This is a genomic window from Amycolatopsis sp. NPDC049253, from assembly GCF_040678995.1.
Classification (GTDB): Bacteria; Actinomycetota; Actinomycetes; order Mycobacteriales; family Pseudonocardiaceae; genus Amycolatopsis.
Genome location: NZ_JBFAQX010000050.1, coordinates 1 through 25,994 on the forward strand (window position 1 = coordinate 1; position 25,994 = coordinate 25,994).

A 25,994-nucleotide genomic window follows, 5' to 3' on the forward strand; every position below is an offset into this window, starting at 1 on the left:
GGCCTTGAACTGAGCGCTGAATCTCCGACGCTGCTCGGGCATACACCCATCCTCTCAGACAGGAGGCCCTGTCCAAGATCCTTGGTACACCCCACTCGTACTCGGGATGAGCGTGCACGGGTGGACGTTCGCCTTCGCCGAGGCCGTCGACGCATTCGCGCAGGATGCGGACAATTCGTGACCCCGTCGGACGTGAGCTGGTTGCGCGCGTCGTAGCCGTAGGTGCGCGCAGTACCGGTGCGGTAGGTGATCCCGCTGACCTGGTTGAGGGTGTTGCAGGCCAGGGTCTGCGCCTTGCCAGTGCCCGAGTCGGTGATCGTGGAGAACCGGTCAGCGGGTGTCAAAGCCGCAGATGCTCGTCCCGGACGCGTCGGCGCGCGAGGTCATGAGACCGTCGCGGTCCTAGCCGCACGACGAGGACTCTGCGCTGCCGGCTACGGTGAGCAGTTCGTTGCGGTCGTTGTAGGTGAAGGTCTCATGTGTGGCCGCCTGGTGGTCCAGGTTGCCGGCGGCGCTGGCTTCGGCGGCTTCGGCGGTCGAAGCCGAGAGCATGCGCCCGGCGGGTGTCGTAGCCGAGGGTCCGGCTGGCCAGCCGCTACTCCAATTGGTCTAGATCGCCTACAAGACGTTACAAAGCACCGGTAACGAACATCGAAAGCCCGCCGATCCAGTGATCGACATCGCCCACGCCTCTTCAAGGACTGCCCGTGACCCAGGAAGTGCCGGTGCTCCCGGAAGTACCCGCCATGGCGACACCAGAGCGCCGTTCACGCCCGGTTTCCCTCGTGGTCGCCGCCGCGATAGGTCTCGCGATCGGCGCGATCGGCGTCGGCGTCCCGTGGTTCCTGTCCGCACACGACTCCGGAGCCGTCAGCGGACTACCACTCAAGGCACCCGACACCCTCGGCGGCGTCGACCGAGCCGACGTATCACCGGTCAAGGCCAAGGACGACGACTCCCACCGCCAACTCGCCCAGCACAACGCCACCAACGACCGCGAAAACGGCAACCGCATCTCCGCCGCCTACGACGCCCCAGCACTCGTACAGACCTACACCGCCCCGAACTTCACACACGCCTTCCAGATCACCGCCGTACGAGCACACGCCCCAGGACTCGCCATCCCCTACGAAGACAAGGACAACGGCCTCGCCGGCCCCCTCAACGAACTCCGCCAAGTCGGCGACGTGTCCTGCATCCTGCGCAACAACCTCGCCCCGTCCGAACAACTCTCCCCGGACAGGACGTCGGTCGTGCTGTGCCAACGCACGGATGCAACCCTGACGATCCAGCTCAAGCCGCTCGGCGACGACACGCCGGAAAACACCGACCCGGCCGTGTGCGCAGCAATGATCAACGAAGCCTGGGCGAAGCTGCACTGAGAGGTCGAACATCAGCAACCGCTCGGGCCCGCACTCTCCTCAGCTCCTCGATCGCCATACCCGCCAATGAACTCCAACAGGCTCCAACAAGCACTTACGCACTCGGTGTCTGCTGTCTGAGACATTCGACCCACCACATGCCTGCGGCTCCGATCGATGACATCAACCTCAGCCACCCTGGGCAGCGGGCAACGAGCTGGCCCGTTGACTCTGCTGGGTGGGATCCGCACCGTGGTTGCACGATCTTTGAACCCAGTTGGCCAGCGCCGGGACGGGCCTGGTGAGCACTCGCAGGCTGCACGAGAAATGCGTGACGACTTGCGAGTACGGCCGTCCGGCCGCTCGCGAGCCCCTGCACGAACCCGACCGCGTCGAGGCCGCTCACCGCGATGTCGTCAGCCAGCACAGCAACAACGAAGTGGCCGGGCTTTCGTCTTTCGCGTGTCCTCCAGGAGTTGACGGCCGTTGCCGTGGCAGCCGGCCGAGGCGTGATCGTCACAGATCAGCGCGTTCGATGACGAGGTCAGCGTCACCGTCGAGTTCGGAACCTCCCGTGAGATGCAGGTGAGATCCGGTGTGGACTGACTCTTGAGCCAGCGTGAGCAGGTGGCGCGCAAGCGACGTCAGCCCCGCAGGATTGCCCCGGAGAAGCACTTCTGATCCATGGATGGTCACGTCCAGGGCGAAACCGTCGTCCCAGCGGAACTTCAAGCCCTCGCCCGGAACATACTGGTCGAATTCGATACGTGATTCCATTCTTAACTCCGGGTTGATGCAAATGCGATTGTTTCGTTGATCATCGATTTTCCTGGCTTGCGGAGGTTTATTTCGAGCTTCTCGAAGTTCGGGCGGGAGCCACCTCCGTGCTGGCCGAGGATATCCGAGCCGTCGATGTCAATAGCCGGCCGACACCGTGACGCCGCCGGGCTGGGTCTGGGCGACCGGTTGCCCGGCCGCGTCATGGCCCGTGGTGAAGGTGCGGTCGGAGTCGGTGGTGTAGGCCGTGGTAGTGGACTCGATCACCGATTCCGGCAGGTTCCAGGAGTTGTACGTGGTGATGGTCGCGTTGTCGCGCCCGTCGGTGAACCGAGTCGCCGAGCTCTGGGTGAGCACGGTGCCGGAGGCGTCCTTGTTCGTGACCGTGAGCGGACGGCTCGTAGGTCGTGGTCGTCGACGTCCCGTCCGCCAGTGTTGTCGTCGACCAGTCACTGAGGTACGGGTAGGCGTAGCTCGCGGAGTGGCCGGCCGCGTCGGTGAAAGAGGTGGTCTCGCCGAGGCCGTTGCAGCCATACGACGTGACCGCGCCGTCCGCTGTCGTCGTCGAGGCCGGCCGGGGTTGGCCGCCGAGGACGCATAGGGGTTGGTCGAGATCGAGGTGACCGCGGAGGGGTGACGCTCGAAGGTGGTCGGGGTCAGTGGCCGCGACAGGAATTCGTAGGTCGCCTCCTGCCGGGCGGCGTTCGGGTCGATGCTCGAGAGTCGGTCGCCGTTGGTGTCGTAGGTCTAGGTCGCCTTGGCGCGCGACCGGCGGGTCGAGGTGACCTGGCCGAATCCTGGAAGCCCACCGGATCGACCTGCCCGCTCCGATCGACCACGTCATCGTCACGGCCGGCTGGCTGCGCTACGGGCTCCTGGCCGACGTCGACGTGGCGGAGGCCGCCGCACCCTGGACGAGCGCCGGGCTGCTACTGAACGCCGCCCGCCTAATGAACAGTTCCTCGCCGGCGCCACCTACGACGTCGACGGCGGCCAAAGCCTGGTCCGCTCAACTCCACGGGCTGAAGCCGCATTCTCCGCGTGCTCCGTCGTCCTCACAGGCGATATGGGTTCACCAACGCGGCGCGCCTTCGGCCAGCTGGAGATCTCCGCGACCGAACGAGAAGTTCTCGTTCGGCACCGGGATCAGGGCGATGAAGATGTTGTCAGAGGAGATGTCGAGCGCTTCGGAGACCAGACGGGCCATCGCAGCGGTCACTTTGCGCTTGTCGTCGAGCGGGCCGTGGGCGCCGAACAACACGGTGATGATCATGGCGCCGGACGTCCGCTGCATGCCCATAAAGGTGGGGTGCAGATGCAGTTCGCCTTCGCCGTGTTCGCTGATCACGATGAAGCGGTCCCCTTCGGGGATGCCGAGTCCCTCCACCAGCGACCGGTTGAGCGCGTCGGCGAGCGCCCGCTTCTGCTCAGCAGAGTACTCGCCGGCGGGAATGTGAGCGGTGAAAACGGGCACCAGGATCTCCTTGGCGGCGGGTTGCCACAGGTCACAGCGGCGACGGCGAATAGGAGCATATACGCATAACTCCTCCGAGTTCAATCCCCAGCAGTTGGACATCGCAGATGTGCGCAGGTGCACGTATCTTGGAGGGCGATACCGGGAAGGATCCGCACATGACGGGCACCAGGTCCGCGAACACGGGCGAGGCCCGACCGCGCGCGGCGTTCGCCGCGGCTCTCGCCGAGCTGGACGGCCGCTGTAACGCCACAGCCGCACGAAGGGCGACGCGCTACCTGACCGCGTCCTACGACAAGGCGCTGGCACCGGTGGACCTGCGCACGACGCAGTTCAACATCCTCCATCGGCTGGCCCTGGCGGGCAAGACGACGATCACGGCGCTCGCCCAGGTCAGCGCCATGGACCGGACGACGCTGGCGACGAACCTCAAGCCGCTGGAACGCGACGGCCTGCTGGCGATCCGGGCGTCGGACGCCGACCGTCGGGCCAGGGTCGTAGAGATCACCGAAGCCGGACTCGCGCGACTGGAGAAAGCAGTGCCACTGTGGCGCTCCGCCCAGGACCGCTTCGAAGACGCCTTCGGCGAGGCGGACGCCGCCGAACTGCGCGCCGCCCTGCGCGCAGTGCTCGTCACGGGGTTCGACCCCTGGGCCGAATGAGCCACCCGAACTGATCCCGGCCGGCGGTGGCACACCGCCGGCCGGCCGCGTTCGTGAACCTGAAGGTCTGGCCATCCGCATTTATACGAGTACATGCTCCCTTTTATCTGACGCCAGGAGGGCCCTATGCAGAACGAACCGATCGTGGCAGCGCTCAAGACCGCCTTCACGGGTTATGAAACGAACGACCGCGGCCCGCTGGTCGCCCTGCTGGCCGACGACTTCCACTTCGAGATGTCGGATTCCTTGCCCTACGGCGGTGTCTTCACAGGGCGGGACGAGTTCGTGGCTTACTGGAAGGAAGTCGGCAAGGAATGGGAGTGCTTCCGCTACGAAGCGCACGAGATCATCGCCGCCGGGGACACGATCATTGTCCCGGTCCGCACAGACGCCTTGTCCACTCGCGGCATCCAGATGCGCAATGAGCACCTGTTCCTCTTCAAGGTGCGTGACGGCAAGGTCTTCTTCTGCCGCCCCTACGCCGACACCGCACGCGGCCGCGATGTGATCGAAGGCCACGCGCCGCGCAAGTACCCCCGAGCGGCGATCTCGTGATCCGCTTGGCGCACAAAGGAAATCCGTGCCCCGGCGCTACGACGGGAGCCGGCCGGCCGTGATCCTCGACTCCGCCGACCTCGACGAGGTGGCGACCTACAAACTGCTCATCGGCGGCATCCTGCCACGCGCGATCGGCTGGGTGAGCACTCAATCCGCCGACGGGGTGGCCAACCTCGCCCCGATCTCGTTCTTCACCGCGGTCTGCCGCAAGCCGCCCATGGTGTCCCTGACGTTGCAGCCACGCTCCGATGGCGTCACGCTCAAGGACACCATGGTCAACATCAGGGAGACCGGCGAGTTCGTGACCAATCTGGTCACCTTCCCGCACGCGCACGCGGCACACCGTTCGGCCAGCGAGTTCCCGCCCGAGGTCGACGAGTTCGAGGCGCTGGGACTGGGCAAGGAGCCGAGCGCGGCGGTCCGCCCACCGCGTGTGGCTGGGGCGCCCATCGCGTACGAATGTGTGCTGGAGCGCTGCCTGTCCGTAGGTGATGTCGGTGACCACGTCGTGTTCGGCGAGATCGTCCGCTTCCACGTGCGCGACGACCTCTACCTGGACAGAGGCCGGATCGACACGGGGGCTCTCCAGCCTGTCGGGCGGCTCGCCGCGGAGTACACGCTGGTCGAGAATGCCTTCATGACCCCGATCGGCGACGAGCACGTCGCCGCGCGCTCGGGGCGGCGCATGGCGCGCCTCGACCACCGGCCCGACGACTGGTCCGCCATCGCCACCAGCTCGTGGTCGCCGTCCGGAGCCGTGAGCGTCGACGAAGGAGCGTTGCCATGACTGAAGCACGACGCAGAGGCGACGTCATCGCACACCGCACCGGTAAGGGTGCCGCGGCTCTCGTCGTACACCCCGGATTCCTGGACGACGCCACGGTCTGGCACACCTTCGCCGACTTAGCCGCCGAAGCGGACCTGGACGTCGCCCTGCTCGAACCCGCCGGGGTCGGCGGGCGCGCCGGCGCGCCGGGCCCGTACACCCTGCAGCGGATGGCCGACGACGCCGGTGCCGTCGTCGACTCGCTCGGCAAACCCTGCGTGGTGGTCGGGCAAAGCATGGGGGCGCAAGTGGCCGAGCTGGTCGCCGCGCCCCGGGCCGAGTCGGTTCGTGGGCTCGTCCTGGTGACACCGGTGCCGCTCGCCGGCACTCGGCTGCCGGACGCGGACATCGCGCCGTTCCGCGCTCTCGGCGGGCAATGCGGCTCCCAGCGCGCCGTGCGGACTCAGCTGTCGGTCTCGAATTCCCCCGAAACACTCGACCTGCTCGTCGAATCCGGCGTACGGATCGCACCGCCCGTCGTTGCCGCGCTCGCCGACGCGTGGAACGACGGCGACCCCGCGGGCGAGGCCCCCAGCAATTACCGGGGGCCCGTACTCGTCGTTCGTGGGGCGGGCGACGGCTTCGTCACGGACGAGATGGTCCGCGGCGGAGTCATTCCGCGGTTCGCCGAACTGCGGACAGCACTCGTCGAGCAGGCTGGGCACTGGCCGCACGCCGAACAACCGGCTTCCCTCGCCGCGGCTGTGCTGTCGTTCGTCGCGCAGGTGACAGCAGCTGGATCGCTGGACCTTGGCGGAGCCGGCCGGTGAGGTCCCGCCGGACCGCATGCGGTGGTTGCCGCGATGGGCGGACTGGGACATCGACGTTGTCTGTGACGACATCCGGGACTACGTGGTCGAGCACGTCGATGAGCCGGGCGGTGTGCTGATCGTGGACGACACCAGGTTCTTGAAAAAACCACGATGTCGGCCGGGCTGCAGTGGCAGTACTCGGAACCGCGGGACGGATCGAGAACTGTCGGATCGGGACGTTCCTGGGCTATGCCGATGGTCGTGGGCATGCGCTGATCGATCGAGAGCTGCATCTGCCAGAGCCGTGGATCTGTTCCCAGTACCGGCGCCAGGGCCGCGCTTTCCGGAAGGGCCGATTTCGAGACGAAACCACGGCAGGCCGCAGCCGGGCGAGCTGTCGCTCGATGTTCGCCTCTGTACCGAGTTCCTCGAGGTTGACAGCCTTGAGCCACTCAGGGACCCACTCCGCGGAGGCGTCCGGCGAGACCCCGGCCTCCCATTAGGATGCGCCCTTGCGGCGTCTCGATGACGTAGGCGATGACCGGGCAGTCGGAGGTGACCCCGAGTTCGTGTGGGCGGTTCGACCTTCCGCTCGCCGAGCGCCGACCGGATGACGTCCATGTCGCGCGCGACGTTCTCCGTGGTCATCGACCTCGCCAGCACGGGATCCTTTTCGGCGCATGTGCGCGGCCGCTCCCCCAGCGCCGTGGCCGAGCTCTTGAACCGTTCCTCGGTGGCGCTGCGCACGGTGGCCGGGGAATGTTCACTGTATCCGGCTCCGGGGCAGAGGATCTTCTCGCTTTGATTCATGCCGCGGATGCAGAATCCGATCAGGTCCTGGGTCCGCCCGCTGCCACGAGCGTCGAGCGAGTGAGCTCATCGGGTTCGGTCGCGCGGAGGCGGCTGATCGCGATCGTGAGCTTCCGCCAGTCTGGTGGGCTGTAGTCGAGTGGCACCTGCACGGTCGCGCATTCGCTGCCCAGCTCCGCCATTCTCGGTTTCCACGTCGGAGCCGACTGTGCCGCGCCCGCGTCCGCGGACCTTCCGCGGCCGATACCGGCCCGGTAACCGCGGACTGGTGGTCTCACTTGTTGCTTGCCTGCTTTCCTGACAGGTGTGATGATGCCGATCATGATCCGACGAATCGAGCCCTCGAGCCGGTGACCGCGGTACGCGGACGGCACCCTTCTCCGCCGCAGATCCCGCTGTTCGACCACGCGGTGCGCCTTCATGGAGATACACCCGACAAGCCGTTGGAACGCGGCGGCGTACCGCTGCCCGACCAGGACCTGCATCGAGTGAGGTCTCAGGCGAGGAAGTCGTCCGGCTGGCGGCGGAAGTCGGCGGAGGCGGCACGCATCCTCGACCAACACTTCGCACGACCGGGCTCCTCTCCCCCGGATCTCGCGCGAAGCTTCCACGGCCTGGATGTCCACGGACCGCGCGAGCACATCTCGGCCGCCGCCTTGCGGGCCGACGAACAGCGGGTGAGCCGGACCGGCCGATGGCTGGTCCGGCACGGGACGGATCGCTGCGCGGTTTTCGTGGGACTGAGGCTGCTCGCCAACACGATCTCGCCGGAAGATGTTGAACTGCTCAAGATGATCGGCCTTCTGCGCGAGTTCGGCCCAGAGGCCGCCGAGGCACTCACCCGCCGGGGCGCGATCACCGCGCTGAAGTGGTTGGCCGAACGGACGACCGAGCAGACACGACTCCGGGCCGTCGAAGGCGTGATGCGCATGGACAAGTCGTTCGAACACAAGTGGTTGTTGCGCCGGGGCCTCGGGCGCGACGAGATGTCGCGTTATCTCGCCGGTGACCTCGCCACGCAGGCACACCTCCACGAGGCGATCGTCCGCGCCGATGTGCCGGACTGGCTGGTCGACGAGACCGGGTGGTTTCTCGCCACCATGACGGGCGCTCACGGTGTGGGCGTGGTCCTGGAGAACTACCCGCCCGGTGACTTGGTCGCCGCGGCACACGTCAGGCACCTCAGCTCCCGAAAAACCACGAAGGAGCGGTACTACACCGCGGCCGCGACCTGTGCCTACATACACCAGACGGATGCCCTTTCGCGGTCGTGGTCACCAGATGCTCGCGCAGCCGTCGTCGAGGCCTACATCGCGGTACTCGCTCGTCGCGAATGGGTTGAAACGGCACACGCTCTTCTGAGGTCCGGCCACCATCTGGCGGCGGCGTTGACGAGAGCGGTGCCCGGGGAACTGTCGGCCAAGCTGGGCTGGCAGAACCCCTGAGGCCCGCAAAACGCCGGATCATCGACACGAACACGCGGTTTCGGCACCGGAACTGCTTGGTGCCGAAACCGCTCGTCAGAAGCGCCGACACCAGCGTCAGCCGAACCGGTGAGGTGACCTCCCGCCATAGCCGAGCCAGGCGCCACCCGTACTCTCTTGACCGGCGGCAGGCCGGCTGTAGTCACACACACCGCGGGGGAACGTGGCTCTCAGCTCAGCACGTTCGGCCGAGGTGAACGACACCGGGTAATCGCTGAAATCCACCGGCTTGAGCGCGCACGCGACGACGTCCTCGGCGAGGGGCACGCCCGCCTGCAGGCGAGGGTCGGAGCCGATCGGGTACGCGGTGCCGCACGCGCCGGTCGGAGGGTAGGTCAGCGGCTGCTTGATGCGCTCGGCGGCCGAGAGATAGCAGCCGTCACCGAGATCTCCCGGCTTGTCGGCAATCACTTTGTCCTGCCGGCTGCGTGGAGAGTGGTCGGCCTCCACCGCGGTCAGCCACCGGTCCATCGCCCCCAGTTCGTAGGCGTTCGCCGCCGCCAGCTGGTCCGGGGTGTACTGGTTCTCGATGATCACTTGGTTGGCCGCGGTGCGGTTCGTCTTCTCCAGACGGGCGCGCATGACGAACGACCACTGACTGGTGTGGATGTCCAGCAGCGGTCCGGCCGTGTCGATGGCGACGCGCTGGTCGATGATCGGCGTCGTGCGCAAGCCGTTCGCACCGCTGGGCACGATGTCGTCCCGGTAGGCGGCGCGGACCGCCTGCGGGTCGGCCTCGCTGCGCTTGGCCACCGGCTGGCCCGCTGCGTCGTACCCGCCGATCTTCGCATTGAGGTCCACGAACTGGGCGGGGCTGATCCGCCCGTGCTCCAGTGCCGTGAGGCCGTACTGCACTCCGACGTTGTCGACGAGGCCGCGGACGAAACCGGTCTTGGGGTCGCGGCCGAACTGGTTGGCGTACTGCTCGGCAAGGCTGCACTTGACCCCGGAGGGATTGGTGACGGGGTCGTAGATCGCCGACGTGGGAATCGCGGTGTTGTCGTCGGCGGCGATCTCCTTGTTGCAGCTGTCCGCCGCGGTGAGCCGGTTGGCGTAGTTGTCGTCCCAGGACTGGCAGCTGTCGTAGTCGAGGAACCCCGCCGCGGCCTGCCGTTGAGCGGAGTCGAAGGCGGTCCCCTGCTCCGCGAAGTACCGGTTGAGCAAGCGGCAGTCGCCGGCGACACCGACCACGGTGAAGGGATCAGGGAAGGAGAAGCCTGGGATGATGCCGTCCAGGATGCCGGGGTAGGCATCGGCGATGTCGTACTGCTGGATCGATCCGCCTGATCCGCCCCAGCCGATGGTGTGGGCAACCGGCCCGTAGGTGGTGATGAAGTGTTCCTTGACCATCATCGCCGCCTCGGCCGAGATGATCGTGGAGCAGTTGTTCTCCAGGACGTTGAGGCTGGACGAAGCGACCGCGTACCCCTGAGACAGGAACAGATCGTCAAGCACGCCACCGGTGGTGTTGCCCTGGTGGTGGCCGCCGTCGCAACCACCGCCGAAGGTGTAGATCAACCGCTGGTTCCAGCTCGTGTTCCGCCGCAACGGCGAGGGATCGTCCCCGTCGTAGAGCGCGGCGATCTGATAGACCGCTCGATCTATCGTGCCTGTCTCGACGCGCACGACGTAGGGCACGGTCCGGCCGCCGACCTTGGTGGTCGCCAAGTCGGCGGGCCGGGCGTCGGGATCGGCCAGGGAGAGGAAGGAGCCACCGGTGGTGCGGTACTGGTAGCTGACCACGGTCGGCGCGGAGCACGCGGGACCGCCGGCCGGGGCCAGCCCGAACGCCGTGGTCTCACAGTAGAACGGCTGCTGCTGCGGTCCGGAGAACACCGGGCCCGACGCGGCGTGGTCGACCACCGTCACCGCGGCCCGGCGGCCGCCGGAGTCCGCTGCCAGGTGGCGCGCTCCGGGCCGCAGTCCGCGCACGAGCCCGAGGAAGCTCCCGTCCGCTTGCCGGGTCAGGCGGTCCACCGGCCGGCCGTCCACCCTAAGGCGAACCGGGGCCAGGCCGGGTGCGGTCACGCGGACCAGCACCTCAGTGCCACTGACAAGGTCGGGCCGCGGGTTGGACACGGTCGTGATGGTGACACCGGGCCGGTCACCCGCGGAGGCGGTCGCCGGCACGGCGGCCGCGAGCAGTGCAACGGCCGCCGCACCCAACGCGGCGGCCCAGGTTCTGCGGCGTGCACGTCGCATCGCTCACGCCTCCGGAGCGAGGCGAGTGATCGCCGCGGCGTCGTCGTCGGACAGCTCGATCTCCGCTGCCGCCAGATTGTCCTTCAGGTGCGCGACACTGGTGGTGCCCGGAATCGGCAGCATCACCGGCGAACGGTGCAGCAACCAGGCCAGTGCGACCTGCCGGGCAGTCACCCCGTGCTTGGCGGCGATCGGGTCGACCACCGCCATGACCCGTTCGGTGTCCGGTCCTTCGGTCAGCGTCACGGGGTGCCACGGCGAGAAGACGACGCCGCTTTGCTCGGCCGCCCGCAGGAGGTCGGCCCCAGTGCGAGCACTCGCGTTGAAGTGCGCGGTGACCGCTGTGACCTCCACGATCTCCTGGGCGGCCCGGAACTGCTCGAGAGTCACATTGGACAGTCCGACGTGACGGATCAGCCCTTCCTCCCGAAGAGCCGCGAGGGTGGCGACCTGATCTTCGAACGGCGCGTCCGTCGCCAGGCCGCTGTGCAGGTAGTACAGGTCGATGGTGTCCACACCCAGCCGGCGAGCGCTCAGGTGTGCGCTCTGCCGCAGGTAGTTGGGGTTTCCGACAGCGCCAAGCGTGGAGTAGTCGAACCCCCCACGCACGAATCCGCCCTTCGTGGCGATCACGAGGTCGTCCGGGTAGGGGTGCAACGCGTCGCGGATGAGAGCCTCGTTGGTGTGCGGCCCGTAGACGTCGGCGGTGTCGATGAAAGTGATGCCGGCCTCCACGGCCGCCCGCAGTACGGCGATACCCGTGTCGCGATCCGGGTACTCGCCCCAGACCTGCTTGCCGGTCAGTTGCATCGCACCGAAACCGATGCGGCCGACGCTGACGTCAGCACCGATCGTCACCGAACGCGCGGACGAGGCGCTTTGAACCATGTGAGCCTCCAGCTATACTGATAAATTACTTATCACTTTAGCGGAGTCTAGTTATCACTTTCAAGCCTGAGGAGGTTCGACGCTTGAAACTCGCCGAGCTGATCGCGGAACGTCAGCCACACCGCGCCGACGCGCGGCGCAACTTCGACGCGCTGGTCGCGGCCGCGACCGAGACGTACACCGAACTCGGCGCGGATGCGCCCGTCGAGGAGATCGCACGGCGCGCAGGTGTGGGCATCGCGACGCTCTACCGCAACTTCCCGACTCGCGTGGACCTGATGGAGTACGTCTACCTGACTTCCGTCGACGAGCTCGTCCGGTACGGCCAGGGGCTCGACCGGACAGACCCGTGGGACGCCCTCGCCGCATGGCTCAGCCGGTTCGTCACGCACTTGGCGACCAAGCACGTCCTCACCACGGTGCTGACTCGCGAGTCCAAGGGGTACCTGCCGAGTCGCGACGCCATTTACGGCGTCGCCGACCCGCTCTTCGAGCTCGCCCGGCAGTCCGGGGTCATCCGCACGGACGTGAGTGCCGACGACGTGATGCGGCTCGTCTTCGCCGTGACCGCCGGGGTGTATGTGGACGACGCCCAACGGGAGCGGGCCGTCGGGATCGTGCTCGACGGAATCCGGTCGTGATTGACCTGTGCCGAGGACCTGGGCGGTGGTTTGGAAACGGAAGACAGGTTGATCGGCCTCGGTGAGGTGACACAGGCGACAGCCGCCGTGACGGCAATGAGCCGCATCGTCGAAACGATGCGGCCGTTGGTGGTGGGCAAGCGGCTGAGCAGCGCCGCGTGACCTGCTCGTCCGGAGCACGAGGTTCTGGGCTCGCGGCGGCCTGCCGGTGGGAGTGATCTCCGCCCTCGAGGTGGCGGCGTGGGATCTGCTTGCCCAAGAGCAGCAGGTGCCGTAGTGGCAGCTGCTCGGCGGCCTGGCCTCCGCGAACATACGACAAGTCCTCCGGCGGCCACCCGTCACGGCGCAAACCGTTGAACATCTTCCGTCGGTCCGCTGTCGCGGCGCGTGCTACTTCACCAGAGGCAGAGCAATGTTCGACGGGTGAGCCGCGTTGTGGTGAACGGTGTGCGTCACCGGTTTGAGCGCTATCGCCGTCCCAGGGTCCTCTCCAGTGCCGGGATTGCGGGCGAACCGTGGGAACGCGCCGCCCGAGATCTGCAATCTGATCTGGTGCCCGACGTCGAACCGGTGCGCCGTGGGGTCGAGTGTGATCCGGACCTTGCCGATCTCTCCGGGCGTCGTGTCCGGCTCAGTGCATCGGATGATCCGGTCGGTGACGTTGATCGAGCGACCGGCGGGGTCGACGTCGCAGACTCGGGCGAAGAGGTCGCCGTTGGCATTGTCGGACGCCACGTGCAACTCCACCACGGGCCGGCCGTGCACTTCGACGGATTCGGTGAGCGGTGTCGTCGTGAACGTGATCACGTCGGCACGTCGTTCCAGTTTCCGGTTGTTCCGAGCTCCTCCGCTAGCCTGGGCCGAGACGATCATGCAGATGGCTGCATACCGCGAGTCTTTTCACATCTCATCGGCCGACCCTCACCATCCTCTCGGCCCGCAGGCGTATGGCGACGGTCCTCGCGCACGGGGAACTCGTGCCTTCCAGCCGCGGCTTCACTACGTTGGATGAACATCTCAACGGTGAGTTCAAGCCGAAAGCGACGGCTCACCAGGTCGAGCACGACGAAGTCCACGGTCGGGAACTGCCCGGGCTTCCCGGGCCGCAGGCGACCAAGGGCGACGGTGCCCGCACCAGGGATCTCAACTTCGGCCAAGCCGCTCACGACGCGCCCGCCGAGCAGATAGAGGAAATTTGCGGTCGGGTGGCCGCCGACGAGTACCTCGACGTGGACCAGGGCCCCGACTCGCGAACCTCACGGCCTCGGATACTCACGCACGGCTGGCGAGGAATGATGCAAGGAGCTGCGAGGCGACCTGTGTCCGAGAAGCGCGAAACCCGGAACACGGCCTTCCGGACGCATTCGGGGCCCACATACTCAGAGTCACATTCGGCACTCGACGGAAACGCTCGTGTTCGAGTCGTCGTCAGGCCGCCCAGGCGCGGTCGAGAAGCTCGAGGTCGCCCAGTGCCTGTGCGAGTACTGACGCTGCAGACCCGCGACTCAGCCGACCCGCGCGACCTCTTCAGCGCTACGTCTCTGTCAGCATTCGCTTCAGACGCCGCTCCACGAGGGCCACGTTGGCAAGACCGCCTTCAGGATTGGTGCCGGCGTCAATTCGCCGTCCAGGAGCCGATCCTGCCCGACTTCCATGACGCCGCCCGCGCCCGGGCCGTGTTCGAGGAGGGACGTTGGCTCGGCGAAACGCGAAAAGGGGCACCGCGGTCACGTATCTGCCGCGGCGTCGGCGGCTCGGTTAGGGTTTGCGGCCCACGCCTGCGAGCAGGCAGTGATCCGACAGTTTGAGTGGCTGCATGCGGGGGCCCGCGGGCCACCAGTCGGCCGGCTGGACCAGGCCGGGCTTGAGTAGCTCGAGTCCGGCGAGCATGGTGTTGATCTCGGCGCGGGTGCGGAAATGGACCCGCCCTGAGGAGGCGCCTTGATATACGCGTTCGATGTTGCGGGCGACGGCGCTGTATTCGTCGTCTTCGGGGTCGAGGGCGTGGCTGAGCACCACATACGAACCTGACGGCAGTGCCTCGAGGTAGTCGCGCAGTACGGCGGCCGGGTCGTCGGCGCAGAAGTGCAGGCTCATCGAGTGGATCAGTGCGAGGGGTTTGTCCCAGTCGAGCTCGCCGCGCACGGTCTGATCTTCCAGCAGCTTCGCGGGCTGGAAGATATCGCCTCGGACGATGTGGGTTTGCTCGTTGTCGGCCAGCAGCGCCCGGCCGTGGGCGAGCACCACCGGATCGTTGTCGACGTAGACCACGCGCGCGTCGGGGTTGGAGCGTTGTGCGACCTCGTGGACGTTCTCGGCGGTGGGTAGCCCGGAACCGCAGTCGAGGAACTGGTCGATGCCGATGTCGCGGGCCAGAAAGCGTACGGCGCGGATCAGAAATTCTCGAGCGACGATGGCCAGTTCGGTCACCTCGGGTGCCACGGCTTGGACCTTGCGCAGCATTTCCCGGTCGACCTCGTAGTTGTCCTTGCCGCCCAAGCCCGCGTCGTAGACCCGGGCGGTACTCGGCACGGTCGGATCGATGACCATCGCAAAGTCGTCGTCGAGCTCGCTCATGAGTAGCAACGTACCGCTAAGCGGTTGCGCTTCGACTTTGACCGGTGGCCACCGCACTGAGGAACCTGGGTGTCATCCGCGCACTCTGGGGTTTCTCGCACGCGAAGGCTTCGCGTCTGCCCCGGCCGGCTGAGCGAGAACGTCGCGGCAGTCCCCGACCTCGACCGCCAGATCGGGGACTTCCGTGCGCAGCACCTGCCTGACGACCTCATTGGGCTGATCCAGGTCCGGAGGAGGCACGTCAGGCGGTAATGGGTGTCCCCGTCGGGTGGCACGGTGCGACGCTGACGGGACGCCCGGTGTGTGTCTGCGTCGACCAGTTGGAGCACCTCGTCCCCAATCGGGCGACGCGCAAGGGTTCCCCACGCCGTCGTGGAGGGTTTTGACGGCGGTGAACATCGCGCCGCGGCGCCAACGACCCGAGACCCGCCTCGATCTGGAGCCTCAGGCCGGCTTCCCGTACTGACCGTTGGTCACCCGATCGTGGTGGTGGCCGCCGACGCCGATGGTCGGTGCGGGGCGGGGCCCGCCGTTCATGGAGCAGGCGGTGTCGATCTGCCTGAGCTGGACGAGGACAACGACGGCGGGCCGGAGCGGATCAGCAGCCCGACGCGGCGCTGGGCAGTGCCTTCGCCCTCGGCCGTCGGCAACCGGGGTCGGGCGCTGGTTCAGGCGTCGAGGTGCTGGGTGAGGAAGAGGGCGGCGCGGTCGAGGGCCTGGTCGGATTCGTCGAGCTGGCCGGTGAAGGACTGGAAGACGTGCGGCACGCCGGCCGTGACGTCCAGGATGACGTCGACCTCGGCGTCGCGGGCACGCTGAGCCAGTCGCACCGAGTCGTCCAGCAGCAGTTCATTCGTCCCGACCTGCAGCAGCAGCGGAGGGAAGCCGGTCAGATCGGCCAGGACGGCCGGGGCGAGCAGTTCTTGGTGGGGGTCCTGCCCGGCGAGGTACATCTCGCCGGTGTGGGCCATGCCCTCGGGGGTGAAGAAGGGGTCGATGCCGGCCTTCGTCGTCATGGTGGTGCCGGTGCGGGTGTGGTCCAGGCCGGGAGAGAAGGCGACGATGGCGCCGGGCACCGGCAGTCCGGCCTTCCGCGCGGCGAGGGTGGTCGTCACGGTCAGGCCGCCGCCGGCCGAGTCGCCGGCGAACGCGACGGACTGCGCGTTGACCCCGTCCTCCAGCAGCGCCCGGTAGGCAGCGAGGCAGTCCTCGATCGCGGCGGGGAAAGGGTGTTCCGGCGCGAGCCGGTAGTCCAGCGACAGCGCCCGGTACCCGGTGCGGGTGACGAGGCCGGCGGTCAGGCCCATCGCCGTCTGCGGGGAGCCGAGGGAGAACGACCCGCCGTGGAAGTACAGGATGGTGCCCGGGCGCTGCTCGCCTTCCGGCTCGACCAGGACCGCGGGCCGTTCGCCCAGCTCGGTGCCGGTGGCACGCACCTGCGGGACGGTGAACTGGGCCATCATGCGGGCGAAGTTCTCCCGCATCTGCTCGACGGGCTGCGGCTCGAACCCCTGCGGGCCCCGCCCCAGCAGGGCGGCGATGGCTTCGCGCTGTTCCTTGCTCACTGAATCTTCCCCTTCGGCGCACTACCGGTAGCTTATATGCCGTGGAAGGTAATATATATGCCCAGGCATCCAAAGGGGGTGGCGGGGTGGCGACGGCGACGTTCTTCAGCGACCTGGTGCGGTGCGAGACCCGCCTGTACAACGCGCTCAACGACCGGCTGCGCCGCCGCCACGGGATCGCGGCCTCGCAGTACGAGTTCCTGCGCTACCTGCGCGACCACCCGGATGCACGCGTCGGGGACCTCGCGGGCTTCTTCGCCATCGGCGTCGGAGCGACCAGCAAGGGAATCGACCGCCTCGAAGGGCGCGGCTTGGTCAGGCGCGTTCCCGATCCCGCCGACCGCCGCTCCTCGCTGCTGGAGCTCACCGACATCGCCACGCAACTCGTCCACGAAGCGGATGAGACGTTCGAGACCATCGGCGCGCTCATCCACGCGGCCCTCGACCCCACGCAGCTGCACGACGCCGCGCAGGCGCTGCGGCAACTCCTGACCGCGCTCGAACACGACAGGATCGGCACACCCGCCGGCTGAAGCGGAGCACCCGAGCGATCCCGCCCGCGCCGCCGACAAGCACGGGGCACTCCTCCAAACGAACGATCGCCATCGTCAAGTGGAGCGCGAGGTCGACCACGATCGCACCGGCCTTCTGCCGAACGGGGGCATCGCCAACGGCACCGTCGCGCCGGGTTCGCGAAGGTCACAGCGGCGGGCGGCATCCGGCAGGGTGGCCCGGAAGTCGTCGTCCGTCTCGTGTGGTGCCTTGGTCGTCATGTTCTTGCCCCGCGAACCCGGCGTCCCGTTGCCTACCCTTCCCCGGTGAACCCGAGCTCGACGGCGCGCCGTCGAGCGGCCAGGCCGCGCAGCTGCGCGGGCGCCGGCAACCCAGCGTTCGCCTCGTCCTGCTCAGCCGTGGCCTTCTCCTTCCTCGGCGGTGCCGCCGAGAAAGGCCGAGAGGGATCGGCGCTTGATCTGCAGGACTGGCGGGTCCTACTGCGAGCGCAACACCCAGATGTCGGTGTCGTTCACCGCGACGAGGTCGGTGCCGCCGTCGGCGTCGATGTCCCCGGTGAAGGTTTTCTTGGTGCCGTAGAACGGCGATGTACTACAACTCCTGCCGTGTCCTGGACTGCCTCCTAGACTCACCCGCCATCACCCGCGACTACAGCCTCACGAACCACTACCAGCCCGCCGGAGGCACCGGGGCGGCGACGAGACGCACCGCACCCCGGGTTGCCCGGCTCGGCACTCAGTTCCCGGTGGACGAGCGCGAGGTGTTGCGCCGTCCGGCCACGCTGGAGGACGGCGCCGACGCCGCCGTCCTCCAGCGACCGCACCAGCGCGGCGGCCTGCTCGGGGGCGGCCGTGCCCTCCAGAGCCAGCCGCAGCTGTTCACCGGACAACGCGGCGGCGATGCGGTCGCCCAGGTTAGGACCCGCTGCTCGCCCCGGCGCTGGAGCGGACGTTGGGGTGCCGCTGTTTCAGGAGCAGGCGATGCAGACCCGACTCGCTCTGCTGCCTCATGGCACGCACAACTGGCCGCTGAGAGTGTCGAGCGCCCAGCGCTCCCAGCTCTCTGGTGACCAGCCGCGATCGCGGACCAACATCAAGTACAGCTCCGGGCTGAGCAGCCCGAAGAGAACATCGGCCACGTACCCCGCATCCGAACCGGCGCGGATTCCCGGTTTGGTCACCAGCGATCGGGCAGCGGCAGCGTGGACGGTGAACCTGGGGTCGGCCTCGCCGTCCCACGTCGCGGCGATCTGGGGGTCGGCAAGCGCGGCGGCGCGCAGCATTTCGAGGATCGGGGCCACCCGGTCCAGGATCTCGCGGGTGCCCCGGACATGCAGGCGCAGCTGATCGGCGGCGGTCTCCTCCGCGAGGGCGTCGCGGAACCACGGGCGGTCCATTGTCGCGACGGGCTCCTGGTCGCCGGCGATCGCCACGTCGGCCAGCTCCTTGAGCAAGACACGCTTCGTGCCGAAGGTGAAGTAGATCGTCTGCACCGCGACCCCGGCCCGGTCGGCGACCGCTTGGAGCGCCGTCGCGCCGTAGCCGCGCTCGAGGAACAGATCCCGTGCGGCGTCCAGCATGCGCATGCGCGTCTCCCGCGCCTTGCGGGCTCGCGTTCCCCCGTCCTTGACCTCACTCATGGCTAGAGCTTAACTCTAGTAGACATGACTAGAGTGAGACTCTAGTGAGAGATCTAGCGATGGAGGATTCCATGCAGAACATCGCCAACACCCGGCACGCCGACGCGTGGAATGGCTGGGAAGGCGTCCACTGGGCCCAGAACCCGGCCCGCTACAACGCGATCGTCGCCGCGTTCACCGACGAGTTCTTTCAAGCCGCCGCCATCAGAGCGAGCGACCGCGTCCTCGACATCGGCTGCGGAACCGGCCAGGTGACACTGCAGGCAGCACACCGGGCGTCCCACGGGCACGTGACCGGCGTAGACCTCTCGGCGCCGATGCTCGACCGCGCTCAGGCCGACGCAGCGCGAGAGGGAATTGCCAACGTCAAATTCGAGCAGGGCGACGCCCAGGTCCAGGAATTTCCCGAACGCGCCTTCGACCTCGCGATCAGCCGCGGCGGGGTGATGTTCTTCAGTGACCCCGTCGCCGCCTTCGCCAACATCCGCCGCGCGTTGCGGCCACGCGGCCGACTCGTCTTCATGGGGCCGCAGGCAGGTGGCCCCGACAGCCCCTACGCGCGCGCCACCTCCGCGTTGAACCCGCACCTGCACAGCCCGTCGCCGGCCGCACGCGGGATGGGTTCCCTGGTCGACCCAGCCCGCATTCGCGCGGTACTCGACCAGGCAGGGTTCACTGACGCGAACATCAGACCGGTCGAGGCACTCATGGACTACGGCCACGACGCCGGCGATGCGGCCGACTTCATCCTCAGCCAGGGACCAGTGCGGTTCAATCTTCGGGGAAAAGACCAACTCGCTGTCGACAGCATCCGCGACGAACTGCGGACCGGGCTCGCCGCCTACGAAACCTCGACCGGAGTCCGCATCCCGGGCGCGGTCTGGCTCGTGGACGCCGCCCGCCCGCGCGGCGAGCTCGGCTGATCCATTGACCAGCACGGCACTCCCCGTCGCGGATGGCGAGCAGCTGCCCGCGGTGCACCGGCCTGGCAGGATTCCAGCGTGGCAGCGCGCAAGAATCCCGAGCACCGGAAGGCACCGGCCGCCCTGACCGGCGGCCGGCCATGGCGCGTCGACCGCGGCGCGACGGGCTTTCGGGACGCGGGTGCAAAACCGTTGCCCAGCACGGACCTGACCCGCTTCCGCGCGGCCTGCTTCGCGGCAGCGAGGACCGCAGGCGGCCACGTCGGTGCGGCAACCCGCCCCGCGATGGCGACCTTCCACGCGGCCACGATCACCGGCCACGGATGGTCCCGTACGATCCTGTGCCACGCCCACCTCACCGTCGTCGCGTTTCCCTCGACACCACCACAAGGCTGGGAATCGCCACAGACTTTCGATGAGCCGCCGGACTGGGCGGGACAGTTCACCCTGGCCGGGTTCCGCGTGCTCGGCCAAGCCGAACTCGCGACACCGGTCGAGGAGCTGGACTTGACGAACCTCGCCCGGGCCGAACGCACCCAGGTACGCCACTGGCGGCCCGCCACCCTGGGCGAACTGCTGTTCAACTGCTGGGACTGACCAGCAGCGGCCGGGAAACGACCGGAGCCCCGGCAGATCACCGACGCATTGCCCGACGGGCCGCCAAGCGGACCGTGGTACGGACCATTCCGCTGCCTGCCGGCCGCGCGCGGCGTCGCGCCCGAGCTGTCGGCCAGGGCAGGACTGTGAGCTCGGGCCTCTGGTGGCGCCAACGGCTGGCCTTGGCCCCGAAGACACCACGTGCGCCAGGATCGAGTTGGGCCAGACGATGAAGTTGCGGCCCGACACCGCCGCTCACGCAGAAAGCTGCGAGAGCTGAACAACCGACACGGCCAAGCGGCGCACCGCAGCCTGGCGGATCGGCGGCGCAGTCGAGGAAACGGCACGGCACCTGGGACTGAACACGGTGACATCGCGGTGGGACTCAGCCGATTCCGGTGACCTGCAGGGCGTGGTCCAGTTGTTCTTGATCGCCGTGCGGGCGGCCGGCAGTGTGATGGTGCCGGCGCCGACGGCGTTCTTGAGCTTCGGCATGAACAGCCCGTGTCAGCATCAGATCACGGACGCGAACTTTCCCGATGCCAACAGCCGGATGGCCCACAACCACCGGAACGAACCGCACGGCATGCTCCATAGCGGACACCCCGCAGGGCCCAGCCCTGCGGCACGCCAGATCGCCGCAGTTCCGCGTCGAACGGCCGCCTCGCACACCTCGGCTACGCGAAACTCGGCCAACCCCATGGCATGTCGCCCCGTAGTCCGGTCAACGTTGTGGCGCAAGGTGTGGCTGAACAGCCCGGTACTGCTCGTGCGCGGCATCGCCCAAGTCGGGCAAGACACCGTGCCACTGGTCGCCGACCACGCCACGCCGCTCGACCTCAAGAGCCTCGCCAGCGGCTCGCGAGACTTCAGACAACGCCATACGCCGCCCCTCCCCCACTGACCCGCCAGCGGCCCGTCGACGTCGGGAAATGGGCGAGATCCTTGGCCGGGTGCGGCGGTGGAGGTCGGCATCTTCGAGGGCTCGACACGGTGGCGCTGCAGGTCGCCCGCAACGGACCGGCCGGACCGCCCGAGCCACCCGGACACCGGTACACGCGCCGACAAACCGCGCCCCACTTCCCCCGCATGACGGAATCGACGCGCAGACGCGCGTTCCTGACAGCGCGATCGACCTTCGCGGCGGCGAACGGCTTTTGAGGAGACGGCCTGTCTGAGCGGCGCACCCCCGCGATCCCGTGGTCGCCGGCGCCTGAATCCTGGCACGCTCCGTCCGCCGTCGCGTTCGTGGACAACGCCGCTGACGGGGTACCGGATCTGCGGCGGGGGAACCGCTGGCCGATACTCCCTGGGAACCAGTCGACGCGGAGTCCGCGACCCAGGCGCCGGGATTGTCGGCGGGTGTCGGGGTCGGCCCGTCGAGCGGTTCACGAGCGGTGGCAGTGGTGGATCCAGAGTGGAGGGGGCGGCCGGACATGCCTGCGGCGGCGCACATGCTGGCCAGCAGTGTGCTGGCCAGGGTCGACGACCTGACCGATGAGCTTGTCCGCGTCATCAACGAGCAGAACCCGGGCTACCGGCAGCTCAACGTCGTGCCCGAAGACGACCTGTGGAAGTCGTGCCACGACAACCTCGAGCGCGTGCTGCAGCTGGTCAGCCAGGACGGCGACGAGGCGGAGCGCGTCGCGCAGTTCTACGACGCGGCACGGGCGACCGGGCAGCGGCGGGCGCACCAGCGGCTGCCGCTGGACGACCTGCTGAGGTCGTTCCGCATCGGCGGGCGGATGGTCTGGCAGGCGCTGATCGCGCAGGCCCGCGCGGAGGACGAAGCGGACACCGACGATCTGCTCGACCTCGCGACCCACGTCTGGGAGCTGGTGGACGCGATCTCGTCCCAGGTCGCGGCCGCCTACCACGCAGCCGAGCGGGCCCTGGTCCGCGCCGACGAACAACGCCGCGCGGCGCTGTGGGAGGGCCTGCTGCAAGGCCGGGCTTCCGACGCGGCGTTCGCGTATGAGGCGGGCCGGATCATCCGGCTGCCGGTGGAGGGCCCGTACGCGGCCGTCGCGGCCGAGGGTCGGTTCGCGACGAGCGACCTCACCGAGACACTCGGACGCAAACTCGACGAAACGGGCCTCCGGTCGGCGTGGCAGGTTCGCGCGGACGCGCTCGTGGGCTTGGTCTCTCTGCCGGGGCGCGACACCGCGGATCTGATGAAGACCCTCACCGCCGTCCGCGGGTCTGCGGGTGTCTCGCTGGTGGTCGATGGACTGGCCGAAGTGCACACCGCCTACCGGCAAGCGGTGCTCGCGTTGCGGACCGTCCCGCACGACAAGCCGGCAGTTGCCTGCCTCGCCCAGCGGCTGCCGGAAGCGTTGCTGCTCAGTTCTCCGGAGCTCACCGGCTCCCTGATACAGCAGTGGCTGCGCGGACTGCTGGACCTGCCCGATGAGGAGCGGCGGATCCTCTTGCAGACGCTCGCCGCCTGGGTGGAGACCGGCGGATCGGCCACACGGGCGGCGCAGGTGCTGCACTGCCACCGCAACACGGTGCTCAACCGCGTGCGTCGGATCGAAGCGCTGACCGGGCGCTGCCTGCCGGGTGGTGAAATCCCGATCGAGCTGGCCCTGGTCGTGCGTGCCCTCCCGGTTCTGCCGCCGCGTAGGCGGTCGTGACTGCAGGCTCGGTGTGCACATCGCCCAACGGCACTACGCCAAAGGTAGGCACGCAGGTCATAGCTGTGGCGAGCGATGGTGTGTAACACTGCGGCCCAATCCGAACACCCCCCGCATTCCCTGATCACTTCTCTGACACTGTCGTTCGAGAGGAACCCGCCGCCCATGGCACAGCAGGACCACGACGCCCGGCCCGCTCCGGATGCGCCACGGCACATCGACCGGCGCCGTTTCCTCGGCTTCGTGCTGGCGGCGCCGACGCTCGCCGTCGCCGCGCAGATCGCCCAGACCGGACTGGCGCCGCAGGAGGCCGAGGCCGCACTCCCTTCCCTCCCACAACCCGAGGACCTCTTCGACCTCGGCGACCTGCAGAACCTCGCCGCCGCTCCCACGTCCGGCCTGATCACCGTCCAGATCGGGACGGACGGGAGCGCGTCGTTCGCGGTGCCGCGGGCCGAGGTGGGCCAGGGCATGACCACCGCGGTGGCGATGATGGTGGCCGAAGAGCTCGACATTCCGCTGTCGAAGGTCGACGTCACGCTGGCCGACGCCCGCCCGGAACTGCTGATGAACCAGCTCACCGGCGGCTCCAACTCGATGCGGAGCATCTTCACCCCGGTCCGCACCGTCTCGGCGATCGCCCGGGCTCGGCTGGTCGCGGCGGCCGCCGCGCAGTGGGGAGTCCCCGAGTCGGAACTGCGCACCGCCGACGGGGTGGTCCACCACACCAGCGGCAAGCAGGCGCCGTACGGCTCGCTCGCGAAGGCCGCTGCCGCGGTGAGGACCACCAGCGCCACGGCGAAGCTCAAGTCGCAGGCGGACTTCAAGGTGCTCGGCACCGCGCAGAACCGCATCGACGCCTACGAGGCCGTGACCGGGCGCAAGAAGTACACCCTCGACCACGACGTCCCCGGCGCGCTGCCGACGATGGTCGCCCGGCCGCCCACGATCAACGGCACGGTTCGCTCGATCCAGAACGAGGCCGACGTCAAGGCGATGCCGGGCGTCACCGACATCGCGGCGATCTCCCACGGCGTGGCCGTGCGGGCCGAGACGTTCGGGCAGTGCATCGACGCCATCCGCGCGTTGAAGGTGACGTGGGGTCCGGGCACCGTCGACGGTGAATCCGACGCGACCGTGCTGAAGAAGCTCAAGGCCGCGCAGCTGCCGCTGGCTGTGCCGGGCGTGCTGACGCAGTCGCTCGACGCGGAGTTCACCTTCGCGTTCGCCAGCAACAGTCCGCTCGAGACCGGTTCTGCCATCGCCGACGTCCGATCGGACCGCGCCGAGATTTGGTCGTGTTTGAAGGTGCCGATCGTCGCGCAGCAGCAGATCGCGCAGGCGGTGGGGCTGCCCCAGAGCGCCGTTACCGTGCACGTGACCCAGGGCGGTGGCTCGTTCGGCCGGCACCTGTTCCACGACGCGGCGCTCGAAGCCGCCGAGGCGTCGAAGAAGATGGGCAAAGCGGTCAAGCTCATGTGGTCGCGCACCGACGACTTTCGGCAGGGCCGTGTGCACCCGATGTGCGTCTCACGGGTGCGCGCCACCTACGCGCTCGGCAATGTGGTCAGTTTCGAGCAGCGGCACACCAGCGTGCAGACAGAGTTCAGCCACGGTCTCGGCGAGATGCTCACCTCGACCGCGGCGAAGCTGCCGATCGCGGGCAACCTGAGCTTCGCGGAGTCGATTTTCGAGCTGACGCAGTCTTCTCCGTACAACTTCGGCGTGACCACGCAATTGCTCAACGAGATTCCGCTGAAGTTCAACACCGGCAGCATGCGCAACATCTACTCGCCGAACGTGGTCACGGCCGAAGAGCTCGTGGTCGACCAGCTGGCGAAGAAGATGGGCAAGGACCCGGTGCAGTTCCGGCGAGAGTTCCTCAAGGACTCCCGGCTGCGCGCCGTGCTCGACAAAGCCGTCCAGGTCGGTGAGTGGGGCCGGTCGATGCCGTCGGGCACCGCCCAGGGCATCGCGTTGCACTCGGAGTACCGGGGTGCGGTGGCGGTTCTGGTGGAGATCGACTGCCGCCCGGAGACCGTGAACCGGGAAGTCCGCGAGGCGGTGACCGGTCCGCGGGTGACCAAGGCGCTCGTGGTGGTCGATCCCGGGTTCGCGATCAACCCGCGTGGCCTGGAAGCGCAGATGATCGGCGGCCTCAACGACGGCATCGCGATGTGCCTGACCTCCAGCCTGCACATCAAGGACGGAATCCCGCTGGAAGGCAGCTGGGACAACTACTTCTACACTCGCGAGTGGAACACCCCCGTCGAGACGCGGGTCGTGATCATGCCGAACACCTCGGACACTCCGAGTGGTGCCGGGGAACTGGCGGTCGCGCCGTCGTTCGCCGCCGTCGCTTGCGCGTACGCGCGGGCCACCGGGAAGATGCCGACTTCGTTCCCGATCAACCACGGCACGCTTTCGTTCGAGCCGCTGCCTTTGGAACCCTCCACCCCACCTTCCCCCGTCGACGGTCTCGACTACGCCTACTAGGAGTTCTCCGTGCCACAACACACCTTCAAGCTCAACGGTGAGCAGGTCACGGTGGAAGCCGAGGACACCGAACGGCTCCTGTGGGTGCTGCGCGACCGCCTCGGCGTGAAAGGCCCGAAGTACGGTTGCGGGCTCGACGTCTGCAAGGCGTGCACGAGCCACATCAACGGCAAGGCCTTCAACCCCTGCTCGGTGCCCATTTCGAAAATCGCGCCCTCCGACGAGGTCACGACGATCGAAGGTCTGCCCGCGACCGTGGGCAAGGACCTGCACCCGATGCAGGAAGCGTGGCTGCAGCAGGACGTCGCCCAGTGCGGCTACTGCCAGCCGGGGCAGATCATGGCCGCGGTGGCCAAGGTCCGCCAGGCTCGCGCCTCCGGCCGCGAACTCACCGACGACGACCTCGACGAGATCCGCAACATCTGCCGCTGCGGTACTTACGCCCGCATCCGTGAGGCCATTGTGGACGGTGCGAAGAACATGTGACCCCGGCTCCTGGGACACCGCGACGCACCATGGTTCCCAGTCAAGGCCCCGAGGGTGACCGAGAAGAAGGGCGGTGCGCGGGCTGGTCCGCCAGGGCCACCCGCGCATCGCGCTGATCCAAAACGCG

At 68.0% G+C, this 25,994-nt stretch carries 28 protein-coding genes and 2 pseudogenes; 17 read left to right on the forward strand and 13 right to left on the reverse strand.

Annotation, left to right across the window (positions count from 1 at the left end):
* Positions 1–402: 402 nt before the first annotated feature.
* Complete coding sequence (locus tag AB0K15_RS46295) at positions 403–552, reverse strand: hypothetical protein (RefSeq protein ID WP_364067233.1); 150 nt, start codon at positions 550–552, stop codon at positions 403–405.
* Between the two features lie 155 nt (positions 553–707).
* Here AB0K15_RS46295 and AB0K15_RS46300 point away from each other — a divergent pair, with 155 nt between their 5' ends.
* On the forward strand, positions 708–1,382 hold the full coding sequence (locus AB0K15_RS46300) for a hypothetical protein (RefSeq protein ID WP_364067235.1): 675 nt from the start codon (positions 708–710) through the stop codon (positions 1,380–1,382).
* A gap of 495 nt (positions 1,383–1,877) precedes the next feature.
* Here the strand turns inward: AB0K15_RS46300 and AB0K15_RS46305 are convergent, their stop codons facing one another.
* The 4 genes and pseudogenes from AB0K15_RS46305 to AB0K15_RS46320 all read right to left on the reverse strand — a co-directional run bounded on the left by AB0K15_RS46305 (position 1,878) and on the right by AB0K15_RS46320 (position 3,612).
* Positions 1,878–2,138 (reverse strand): hypothetical protein, encoded by a 261-nt coding sequence (locus AB0K15_RS46305; RefSeq protein WP_364067237.1) that lies wholly within the window; start codon positions 2,136–2,138, stop codon positions 1,878–1,880.
* A gap of 138 nt (positions 2,139–2,276) precedes the next feature.
* Entirely contained in the window at positions 2,277–2,495 is a 219-nt protein-coding gene (locus tag AB0K15_RS46310) for a hypothetical protein (protein WP_364067303.1), read from the reverse strand.
* A 124-nt stretch (positions 2,496–2,619) separates the two neighbouring features.
* Positions 2,620–2,982: pseudogene (locus AB0K15_RS46315) on the reverse strand (hypothetical protein); the annotation flags it as partial.
* A 228-nt stretch (positions 2,983–3,210) separates the two neighbouring features.
* The gene (locus AB0K15_RS46320; RefSeq protein ID WP_364067239.1) at positions 3,211–3,612 is read right to left on the reverse strand and encodes a tautomerase family protein; all 402 of its coding nucleotides are present in this window, start codon (positions 3,610–3,612) and stop codon (positions 3,211–3,213) included.
* Between the two features lie 158 nt (positions 3,613–3,770).
* On the opposite strand from AB0K15_RS46320, the gene AB0K15_RS46325 reads away from it, so the two are divergent.
* From AB0K15_RS46325 to AB0K15_RS46355, 7 genes and pseudogenes are all read left to right on the forward strand, one after another.
* Positions 3,771–4,274 carry a MarR family winged helix-turn-helix transcriptional regulator gene (locus AB0K15_RS46325; protein ID WP_364067241.1) on the forward strand — a complete coding sequence of 168 codons (504 nt, stop codon included), beginning with the start codon at positions 3,771–3,773 and terminating at the stop codon, positions 4,272–4,274.
* Between the two features lie 126 nt (positions 4,275–4,400).
* Positions 4,401–4,829 (forward strand): nuclear transport factor 2 family protein, encoded by a 429-nt coding sequence (locus AB0K15_RS46330; protein ID WP_364067243.1) that lies wholly within the window; start codon positions 4,401–4,403, stop codon positions 4,827–4,829.
* Positions 4,830–4,854: 25 nt separating this feature from the next.
* Positions 4,855–5,619: a flavin reductase family protein gene (locus AB0K15_RS46335; protein ID WP_364067245.1), complete on the forward strand. Its 765-nt coding sequence runs from the start codon at positions 4,855–4,857 to the stop codon at positions 5,617–5,619.
* Entirely contained in the window at positions 5,616–6,428 is an 813-nt protein-coding gene (locus tag AB0K15_RS46340) for an alpha/beta hydrolase (protein WP_364067247.1), read from the forward strand. The genes AB0K15_RS46335 and AB0K15_RS46340 overlap by 4 nt, the downstream gene beginning before the upstream one ends.
* Positions 6,397–6,718: pseudogene (locus AB0K15_RS46345) on the forward strand (transposase); the annotation flags it as partial. The gene AB0K15_RS46340 and the pseudogene AB0K15_RS46345, both read left to right, overlap by 32 nt.
* Positions 6,719–6,981: 263 nt before the next feature.
* A complete protein-coding gene (locus tag AB0K15_RS46350) occupies positions 6,982–7,215 on the forward strand; it encodes a hypothetical protein (protein ID WP_364067249.1) in 234 nt (77 codons plus the stop codon).
* Positions 7,216–7,570: 355 nt separating this feature from the next.
* Positions 7,571–8,665 (forward strand): hypothetical protein, encoded by a 1,095-nt coding sequence (locus AB0K15_RS46355; RefSeq protein WP_364067251.1) that lies wholly within the window; start codon positions 7,571–7,573, stop codon positions 8,663–8,665.
* 96 nt (positions 8,666–8,761) lie between these two features.
* Here the strand turns inward: AB0K15_RS46355 and AB0K15_RS46360 are convergent, their stop codons facing one another.
* A complete protein-coding gene (locus AB0K15_RS46360; RefSeq protein ID WP_364067253.1) occupies positions 8,762–10,906 on the reverse strand; it encodes a DUF6351 family protein in 2,145 nt (714 codons plus the stop codon).
* Between the two features lie 3 nt (positions 10,907–10,909).
* Positions 10,910–11,794 (reverse strand): aldo/keto reductase, encoded by an 885-nt coding sequence (locus AB0K15_RS46365; protein WP_364067255.1) that lies wholly within the window; start codon positions 11,792–11,794, stop codon positions 10,910–10,912.
* An 83-nt stretch (positions 11,795–11,877) separates the two neighbouring features.
* Between AB0K15_RS46365 and AB0K15_RS46370 the strand changes: the two genes are divergently transcribed.
* Positions 11,878–12,435, forward strand: coding sequence for a helix-turn-helix domain-containing protein (locus AB0K15_RS46370; protein ID WP_364067257.1), 558 nt, complete (start codon positions 11,878–11,880; stop codon positions 12,433–12,435).
* Positions 12,436–12,597, forward strand: coding sequence for a hypothetical protein (locus AB0K15_RS46375; RefSeq protein ID WP_364067259.1), 162 nt, complete (start codon positions 12,436–12,438; stop codon positions 12,595–12,597).
* Positions 12,598–12,825: 228 nt separating this feature from the next.
* Here AB0K15_RS46375 and AB0K15_RS46380 read toward each other — a convergent pair whose 3' ends face one another.
* The 3 genes from AB0K15_RS46380 to AB0K15_RS46390 form a co-directional block, all read right to left on the reverse strand.
* Complete coding sequence (locus AB0K15_RS46380) at positions 12,826–13,308, reverse strand: CocE/NonD family hydrolase (RefSeq protein ID WP_364067261.1); 483 nt, start codon at positions 13,306–13,308, stop codon at positions 12,826–12,828.
* Between the two features lie 885 nt (positions 13,309–14,193).
* Entirely contained in the window at positions 14,194–15,012 is an 819-nt protein-coding gene (locus tag AB0K15_RS46385; protein ID WP_364067263.1) for an SAM-dependent methyltransferase, read from the reverse strand.
* Positions 15,013–15,680: 668 nt separating this feature from the next.
* Positions 15,681–16,577: an alpha/beta hydrolase gene (locus AB0K15_RS46390; RefSeq protein ID WP_364067265.1), complete on the reverse strand. Its 897-nt coding sequence runs from the start codon at positions 16,575–16,577 to the stop codon at positions 15,681–15,683.
* An 86-nt stretch (positions 16,578–16,663) separates the two neighbouring features.
* Here AB0K15_RS46390 and AB0K15_RS46395 point away from each other — a divergent pair, with 86 nt between their 5' ends.
* Complete coding sequence (locus tag AB0K15_RS46395) at positions 16,664–17,110, forward strand: MarR family winged helix-turn-helix transcriptional regulator (RefSeq protein ID WP_364067267.1); 447 nt, start codon at positions 16,664–16,666, stop codon at positions 17,108–17,110.
* A gap of 456 nt (positions 17,111–17,566) precedes the next feature.
* Here the strand turns inward: AB0K15_RS46395 and AB0K15_RS46400 are convergent, their stop codons facing one another.
* The 3 genes from AB0K15_RS46400 to AB0K15_RS46410 form a co-directional block, all read right to left on the reverse strand.
* A complete protein-coding gene (locus tag AB0K15_RS46400) occupies positions 17,567–17,722 on the reverse strand; it encodes a hypothetical protein (protein WP_364067269.1) in 156 nt (51 codons plus the stop codon).
* Positions 17,719–17,979, reverse strand: a complete 261-nt coding sequence (locus AB0K15_RS46405) for a hypothetical protein (protein WP_364067271.1) — start codon at positions 17,977–17,979, stop codon at positions 17,719–17,721. The genes AB0K15_RS46400 and AB0K15_RS46405 overlap by 4 nt, the downstream gene beginning before the upstream one ends.
* A gap of 117 nt (positions 17,980–18,096) precedes the next feature.
* On the reverse strand, positions 18,097–18,729 hold the full coding sequence (locus tag AB0K15_RS46410) for a helix-turn-helix domain-containing protein (protein WP_364067273.1): 633 nt from the start codon (positions 18,727–18,729) through the stop codon (positions 18,097–18,099).
* A gap of 71 nt (positions 18,730–18,800) precedes the next feature.
* Between AB0K15_RS46410 and AB0K15_RS46415 the strand changes: the two genes are divergently transcribed.
* The 6 genes from AB0K15_RS46415 to AB0K15_RS46440 all read left to right on the forward strand — a co-directional run bounded on the left by AB0K15_RS46415 (position 18,801) and on the right by AB0K15_RS46440 (position 25,867).
* On the forward strand, positions 18,801–19,652 hold the full coding sequence (locus tag AB0K15_RS46415; protein WP_364067275.1) for a methyltransferase domain-containing protein: 852 nt from the start codon (positions 18,801–18,803) through the stop codon (positions 19,650–19,652).
* Between the two features lie 78 nt (positions 19,653–19,730).
* Positions 19,731–20,249 (forward strand): hypothetical protein, encoded by a 519-nt coding sequence (locus tag AB0K15_RS46420; RefSeq protein ID WP_364067277.1) that lies wholly within the window; start codon positions 19,731–19,733, stop codon positions 20,247–20,249.
* Positions 20,250–20,661: 412 nt separating this feature from the next.
* A complete protein-coding gene (locus tag AB0K15_RS46425) occupies positions 20,662–21,153 on the forward strand; it encodes a hypothetical protein (protein ID WP_364067279.1) in 492 nt (163 codons plus the stop codon).
* Positions 21,154–21,685: 532 nt separating this feature from the next.
* The gene (locus tag AB0K15_RS46430; protein ID WP_364067281.1) at positions 21,686–22,885 is read left to right on the forward strand and encodes a helix-turn-helix domain-containing protein; all 1,200 of its coding nucleotides are present in this window, start codon (positions 21,686–21,688) and stop codon (positions 22,883–22,885) included.
* Positions 22,886–23,050: 165 nt separating this feature from the next.
* Positions 23,051–25,381, forward strand: coding sequence for a molybdopterin cofactor-binding domain-containing protein (locus AB0K15_RS46435; RefSeq protein WP_364067283.1), 2,331 nt, complete (start codon positions 23,051–23,053; stop codon positions 25,379–25,381).
* Between the two features lie 9 nt (positions 25,382–25,390).
* A complete protein-coding gene (locus tag AB0K15_RS46440; protein WP_364067285.1) occupies positions 25,391–25,867 on the forward strand; it encodes a (2Fe-2S)-binding protein in 477 nt (158 codons plus the stop codon).
* Positions 25,868–25,994 lie beyond the last annotated feature (127 nt).